This window comes from Neobacillus drentensis, from assembly GCF_036966985.1.
Classification (GTDB): Bacteria; Bacillota; Bacilli; order Bacillales; family Cytobacillaceae; genus Neobacillus; species Neobacillus drentensis_E.
Window position 1 is genome coordinate 1 of record NZ_JBALSN010000457.1, and the last position, 6742, is coordinate 6742.

6 protein-coding genes are annotated in these 6742 nt (G+C 41.5%); 4 read left to right on the forward strand and 2 right to left on the reverse strand.

Annotation, left to right across the window (positions count from 1 at the left end):
- Positions 1-42: 42 nt before the first annotated feature.
- Both ypfJ and V7659_RS25185 read right to left on the reverse strand, forming a co-directional pair.
- Complete coding sequence (gene ypfJ, locus V7659_RS25180) at positions 43-882, reverse strand: KPN_02809 family neutral zinc metallopeptidase (RefSeq protein WP_335542858.1); 840 nt, start codon at positions 880-882, stop codon at positions 43-45.
- 232 nt (positions 883-1114) lie between these two features.
- Positions 1115-2914, reverse strand: a complete 1800-nt coding sequence (locus V7659_RS25185) for a S9 family peptidase (RefSeq protein ID WP_335542859.1) — start codon at positions 2912-2914, stop codon at positions 1115-1117.
- Positions 2915-3217: 303 nt separating this feature from the next.
- Between V7659_RS25185 and V7659_RS25190 the strand changes: the two genes are divergently transcribed.
- From V7659_RS25190 to V7659_RS25205, 4 genes are all read left to right on the forward strand, one after another.
- Positions 3218-4249, forward strand: a complete 1032-nt coding sequence (locus V7659_RS25190; RefSeq protein ID WP_335542860.1) for a LacI family DNA-binding transcriptional regulator — start codon at positions 3218-3220, stop codon at positions 4247-4249.
- A 16-nt stretch (positions 4250-4265) separates the two neighbouring features.
- The gene (locus tag V7659_RS25195) at positions 4266-5426 is read left to right on the forward strand and encodes a Gfo/Idh/MocA family protein (RefSeq protein ID WP_335542861.1); all 1161 of its coding nucleotides are present in this window, start codon (positions 4266-4268) and stop codon (positions 5424-5426) included.
- A gap of 25 nt (positions 5427-5451) precedes the next feature.
- The gene (locus tag V7659_RS25200) at positions 5452-6189 is read left to right on the forward strand and encodes a ThuA domain-containing protein (protein WP_335542862.1); all 738 of its coding nucleotides are present in this window, start codon (positions 5452-5454) and stop codon (positions 6187-6189) included.
- Positions 6190-6241: 52 nt separating this feature from the next.
- A partial coding sequence (locus tag V7659_RS25205) for a Gfo/Idh/MocA family protein (RefSeq protein ID WP_335542863.1) occupies positions 6242-6742 on the forward strand: 501 nt, incomplete at its 3' end.

The window sequence follows — 6742 nt, forward strand, 5'->3', positions numbered from 1 at the left end:
GGTTTTTTCATGTAAAATACGTATACTTACAGTTGAATCCATTTAAAGGTTTGCTGATTTAAAGGTATCGCCTCCCTCGATGGTTCCGTTTTTGAAACCTTTATTGAACCAGCGTTTTCTTTGCTCAGAAGTTCCGTGTGTAAAGCTTTCCGGCACCACATAGCCCTGCAATTTTTTCTGGATATTATCATCACCCACAGCATTTGCTGCATTTAGTGCCTCTTCCAGGTCGCCTTTTTCTAGGTAGCCCTTCCCTTGCGCGTAGTGGGCCCAAACACCCGCCAAGTAGTCAGCTTGCAATTCAAATCGGACCGAGTACTCCTTGGAACGCTTCTGTGCCTGCGAAGCATTGTCTCCAGTATGCAAAAGGGTCTGGACGTGGTGGCCTACTTCATGGGCAATAACGTACGCCATCGCAAAGTCCCCTGGTGCCTGGAATCTTTGTTTTAGATCCTCATAAAAACTTAAGTCAATATAAAGCTTGTGGTCGCCAGGACAATAAAATGGTCCTACAGCCGAACTAGCAGATCCACAGGCAGACTGGACACTGCCAGTGTACAAAACAAGCTTAGGATTCTTGTATTGCAGTCCCTTTTTCTTGAATTCATCAGACCACACATCCTCTGTATCGGCAAGGACAACTGAAACAAAGTCGGCTAATTCCTTCTCCCCGGCAGACTCTTGATAAGGAGGAGGAGCTTGTGTACCCGTATCAGAGGCCTGATTTGGACCTAAAAGATCTCCTGGGTTCCCTCCAAGCAGTGTAAAGAGAAGAACGATTATAATACTGCCTATCCCGCCGCCTATAACGGTTTTGCCACCCATTCCCATTCCTCTCCGGTCTTCAACGTTGGCGCTTTGTCGTCTTCCTTTCCATTTCATTTTTTTACCTCCTTTAATATACCAATTAACCAATTCTATCTTGTTATACCCACAATTGAGCAGATTAAAATGGAAAGATTTTGGAAGTTATTAACCAAACACGTGCGAATACAAAACAGCCCCCGAATTCCGAGAGCTGTTTTGTATTACTTATTAATCTGCCCGTTTAACTTGCTGCTTGCTGAATTCTCCAGCACTGTCCCGCTACTGTAGGACTATTTTTTTAATTGAGTTAGGATCCATTACCAATATATTGATCAAGGAACCTAACCATTTCCTTATAGGCAGTCATCTTATTTTTTTGTTTTACGATGGAATGCCCTTCATCATAGAAGCGAATAAAGTCAACAGCGTGATTTCGTTTCTTTAGTTTATCGACTATTTGCTCAGATTCTTTGATGTGAACACGCGGATCGCTTTTCCCATGAATAACTAATAATGGGGTGGTAATTCGGTCTGAAAAATTCAATGGATCAATACTATCAAAAAATTCTCCGTCTCGTTCGATTGTTCCATATTCACTCTCCCTATGCTTCTTGCGCCATGGACTTGTTGTTTGAAGGAAGGTTCTAAGGCTGGACATTCCCACAATATCAATAGCAGCAGACCAAAGATGCGGATAATGACTAATGGCAGCAAGCACCATAAACCCGCCATAACTCCCCCCCATGATCGCTATCTTTTCAGAATCAATATTTCTGTTCGCCTTTAGCCATTCCACTAAAAAAATGAGATCCTTAACAGCGTCCATTCTTTTTCGAACATCATCCAAATGTGTATACCTTTTTCCATAACCCGTACTTCCCCGAATATTTGGTGAACACACGGCATAACCCTGGTTCAGTAAATACTGCTGAACTGGGTTGTATACCGCACGAGCCTGACTCTCCGGACCTCCATGGATATAAATAACAACTGGATGTTTTTCAGTGGTATCTTTCGGTTTCGAATAAAAGGCAGGAATTTCGAGGTTATCAAAAGAGCGAAAGGATATAAGTTCCGGCTCCACTAATTTATGTTCAAGTACTGGGGACCGGGAAACATATGTAAGCCTTTCCGCCTGAATGGTCTTTAGGTCAAGTTCCCATATATCCGAGGGATTTGCCGCCCCCTTAAATACATAAGCTAGTTTTTGGCTATCAGGGGAAAATTTTAGATTTGAAATGACCCCGATTGGAGTTTTCCAGGTATAAAGGTAACTCCGGTTTATGTCTAAAAGTACCCCCTTGGAAGTTCCTCCCTCATTTATGGAATAAGCTAACAAATTTTTATCATTATTCATTGTCAAATCCTCAAAATCCCACTTTCCCTGCTCTAGCCATTCGAGATGTTTGGTTTTTAAATTTATAAGAGCAAGCCCGTAGAATTCTCTGTCTTTATTCGATAATACATAAAGATGGTCCCCATCCTTATTAAAATGGGCGTCTCTAAAACTCGCTTCCCCTGTATGTTCTGTTAACCAATTTATAGAGCCTGTTGAAAGGTCTATTATGCCCAAATCATTATCTAAAGGGGAATTTATCCTCTGGATCAAAATGGATGTACCGTCAGGAGACCATTTAACCGCTGAAAATACCCCATCCCCAGCATTCAAAAGACGAATATCCAACGATTCCAGATTTTGAAGATAGATATCAAAAAAAGCTGAATTTCTGCGATTACTCGACCAGGCAATCCATTTTCCATCTGGAGAGCTTCCGCCAAAACGGTGAATATGATCTGGGGAGTTTGTCAACTCGATTAGTTTTCCTTCTTCCTTAAGTAAGTACAATTGCTGATTTTCATTTCCGCCATCATCCATACCAATAATCAAATTAGATTTGCCATTTAGATAGCTAATAAAGGTGATTCTTTCTTTTGTAAAGGAAGTTTGGACAGGCCAACCATCACTCCCTTCCCCTAGATTCAATTCCCAAACTTGTGGCAAACCAGTATAATCAGCGATAAAGCTTATCTTGTGACCAGTTGGAGCGTATACCGGATTGTTGGCAAAACGAATATGCAAATATGGTTCTATACCAATGACAGTCATAAACATCCCCCATCCAATTAAGGCATTTTTTAAGCGCTCATAAGAATATGTAAAAGCGTCATTAAAAGGATTCATGAATCTTATTATTCATTAGAAGCATCATTTAAGTTTGCAGCATTCTATCCAATCAATTATATTTACAACCAATTCATATTATTCTTTATGACTAGAATCCTGTTTAATTGTGAGTGAACAAAAGATCGACCATAACAAATTAACTCAAAGAAAAAATTAATTAATATAAATATTGACAATTGTTTGAAAAATAGAGAAAATGAACGCGTGTACATTTTAGGATTTGAGGTGAAATTCTTGGCTAACCGGAAAGATGTTGCCAAATTAGCTGGCGTATCTGAAGCGACCGTTTCACGAGTATTTAATAATATCGGTCCATTGCGGAATGAAACAAAACAAAAGGTTTTGCAAGCGGCTCATGATCTTAATTACCACCCTAATGCAATTGCACAGAGCTTTGCTCGTGGGAAAAGTAACAACATTGGCGTGATTGTTCCTTATTTTCAAAAGGTAAATCTAATGACTACCCATTATTTCTCCGAACTTCTAAGCGGGATAGGTACAAAGCTTGGTGAGTTTGGATATGGTTTGCTTCTTTTATTTCAATCCCCTGATGAACCCAAAAATTATGTGAAGCTTTTTCGAACTCAAAAGGTAGATGGATGCATCATCCTTGGTTCTAAGGATGTTTTTGGTGAAGTGGAAGCACTTGAAAAACTACATCAATTGCAACTACCCTATTGTCTTGTGAATCAAGCTTTTTCAGGCTTTCCTTTCCATTCCATTGGTGCAGATCATCTAGATGGTAGTTTACAAGCCGTTTCCTCCCTGCTACTAAATGGGTATGAACAAATTATCTTTTTAAATGGACCGACGGAATTTTCAAATAGTCTCGAACGGTTAAAAGGTTATCAAACTGCCCTTATGAATGGAGGTATCCCTTACAATCCTAAATTAGTTTTTCAAGGGAATTACAGCCGTAAAAGTGGTTTTCAAGTGGCTGCAGAAATAGCCCCCATGCTGCGAGGGGTTAATGCTATTTTTGCTGGCAATGATCGAATGGCTATTGGTCTTATGCAGGGTTTGGCTGAACAAGGCTACCAAGCAGGTCGTGATTACGCTCTCATTGGGTATGATGACTCTGAAATTTCTAGAATGACTTCTCCACCACTAAGTACCGTTCATGTCCCGCTTTTTGATATGGGGCAATTAGCGGCTGAAAAGGTTCTTCAATTGATTTCACAAGATATTATGGAAGAAATTAATGAAAGATTGCCAGTTACCTTTATTGAACGTGCCTCTTCACAACTGCTTATATAAGAAAGGGAGTTTAGCTATGGAAACAATTAAAATCGGAATGGTCGGCTACAAATTTATGGGGAAAGCTCACAGTCATGCTTACCGGGATCTTCCCCTTTTCTTTCCAAAAACGACTCATCCTGAAATGAAGGTAATTTGTGGTCGTGACCAAACTGCTGTTGCTGTGGCAGCAAAGCAATTCGGGTGGGAGGAATACACAACTGACTGGAAAAGTCTTTTACAAAGAGACGATGTAGATTTAATCGATATCAATGCACCAAGTGATGTACATAAAGAAATAACGATTGCAGCTGCAAAAGCAGGTAAGCATGTTTTTTGTGAAAAGCCTTTAGCCCTGACATTGAAGGATTCTAGAGAAATGCTAGAAGTAGTGGAGGCGGCTGGCGTTAAGCATATGGTTGGTTTTAATTATCGATTTGCCCCAGCTGTGATGCTGGCTAAAAAGCTGCTCGATGAAGGGAAGTTAGGAGAAATCTACCATTTCCGCGCCTGGTTTTTACAGGATTGGCTTGTTGATCCAAATTTCCCGCTTGCATGGAGACTGCAAAAAGAGATTGCTGGTTCCGGGTCTCATGGCGACCTTGGTGCACATCTGATCGATCTAGCACACTATCTCATTGGTGATATCACTGAAGTTATTGGGATGAATGATACATTTATTAAGGAAAGACCACTCCCTTCACAGATGACAGGCTTATCGGCGAAAGGCAGCGATAGTGCTGAAAAAGGCGAGGTTACGGTTGATGATGCTACCCTCTTTTTAGCACGTTTCGCTAACGGTGCTTTAGGAAGCTTTGAAGCGACACGTTTTGCGACGGGGCATCGCTGTAAGAATTCCTTTGAAATCAACGGCAGTAATGGAAGCGTTATCTTCGACTTTGAACGAATGAATGAACTGCAAGTTTATTTCACTGATGACAGAGAGGATGTCCAAGGTTTCCGCCGAGTATTAGCAACTGATCCTTCCCACGCTTATGCAGAAAACTGGTGGCCGCCAGGACATACGATTGGTTATGAACATACGTTTATTCATGAAATGGTTGAGTTAATGGAGGCTATCTGTGAAGATCGGCAGCCCGTTCCCAATTTCCGAGATGGCGTCAAGTGTCAAGAAGTTCTGGAAGCGGTTGACTTATCGATCGAAAAACGCCAATGGATCCGAATCTCAGACGTATAAAAAATTAAAAAGGAGTGCTTCCATAATGAGGAAAAAGGCATTGATTGTATGGGGCGGATGGGACGGCCATCAACCAGAGCAAGTGGCAGAAATATTTAAAGGCATCCTTGAGGAAGAAAACTTCGAAGTAGAGGTTTCCAATACACTTGAGTCTTATGCAGATCCAGAAAAGTTAAAAAACCTGGATTTAATTATCCCCCACTGGACCATGGGGACAATCGAACAAAAGTACGTCCAAAATATATCCGAAGCGGTCATTCAAGGTGTGGGGTTAGCGGGATGCCACGGAGGTATGTGTGACTCTTTCCGTAATAATGTGGACTGGCAATTTATGACGGGCGGAAATTGGGTCGCCCATCCTGGAAATGATGGTGTGGAATACATGGTGAACATCAAGCATTCGAACAGTCCGATCTTAAAGGGTCTCTCTGACTTTAAAGTTGTCAGCGAGCAATATTACCTTCATTATGATCCTGCTGTGGAAGTGTTAGCTAGTACTCGCTTCCCTATTGTAAACGGCCCGCACGCTGCCAATAAACCTGTGGAAATGCCTGTGGTCTGGACAAAACACTGGGGTCAGGGAAATGTATTTTATAGTTCATTAGGCCATCAAGCAAACATTATCGCCATGCCAGTGGTTTCCCTTATTATGCGCCGAGGGTTTTTGTGGGCTGCTGAAGGAAAGAAACGATCTGAAGAATTAGGTGCAGCTTCTTTCTATGGAAATGCGGGGACTTACACAGGAATGGGAGACAGCCAGTAATTAGCGGCTAGACCATTTGGAGACCAAGATTATTAATATGGAGGACCTTATCGTGAAAAAGCTTAAAATCGGTATCATTGGATGCGGAAATATTAGTTCTATTTATATGGAAAATTGTCCGAAGTTCCCCCACCTTGCACTAGTTGCCTGTGCTGACCTAGATATAAAACGTGCCCAAGCACAAGCTGAAAAATTCAGTATTCCAAAAGCTTGTTCCGTCGAAAACTTGCTTTCTGACCCAGAGATTGAACTCGTCATTAATTTAACGATTCCAAAAGCGCATGCTTCTGTTTGCATCCAAGCCCTTGAGGCAGGAAAGCATGTTTATACAGAAAAACCACTTGCTATTACTCGCGAAGAAGGAAAACAAATTTTAGAAACAGCCAAGAGGAAAAACCTCCTCGTTGGAAGTGCACCCGACACCTTCTTAGGAGCAGGAATTCAAACAGCGATCCATTTAATTGAACAAGGTGAAATTGGTGTCCCTGTTGGTGCTTCGGCCTTCATGATTTGCCGCGGACATGAACATTGGCATCCAGACCCTGCCTTTTAT

Bases quoted from the DNA above. Each gene is read 5' to 3' on its own strand.
- ypfJ (WP_335542858.1), bottom strand. From the start codon at position 882: ATGAAATGGAAAGGAAGACGACAAAGCGCCAACGTTGAAGACCGGAGA.
- V7659_RS25185 (WP_335542859.1), bottom strand. From the start codon at position 2,914: ATGACTGTCATTGGTATAGAACCATATTTGCATATTCGTTTTGCCAAC.
- V7659_RS25195 (WP_335542861.1), top strand. From the start codon at position 4,266: ATGGAAACAATTAAAATCGGAATGGTCGGCTACAAATTTATGGGGAAA.
- V7659_RS25200 (WP_335542862.1), top strand. From the start codon at position 5,452: ATGAGGAAAAAGGCATTGATTGTATGGGGCGGATGGGACGGCCATCAA.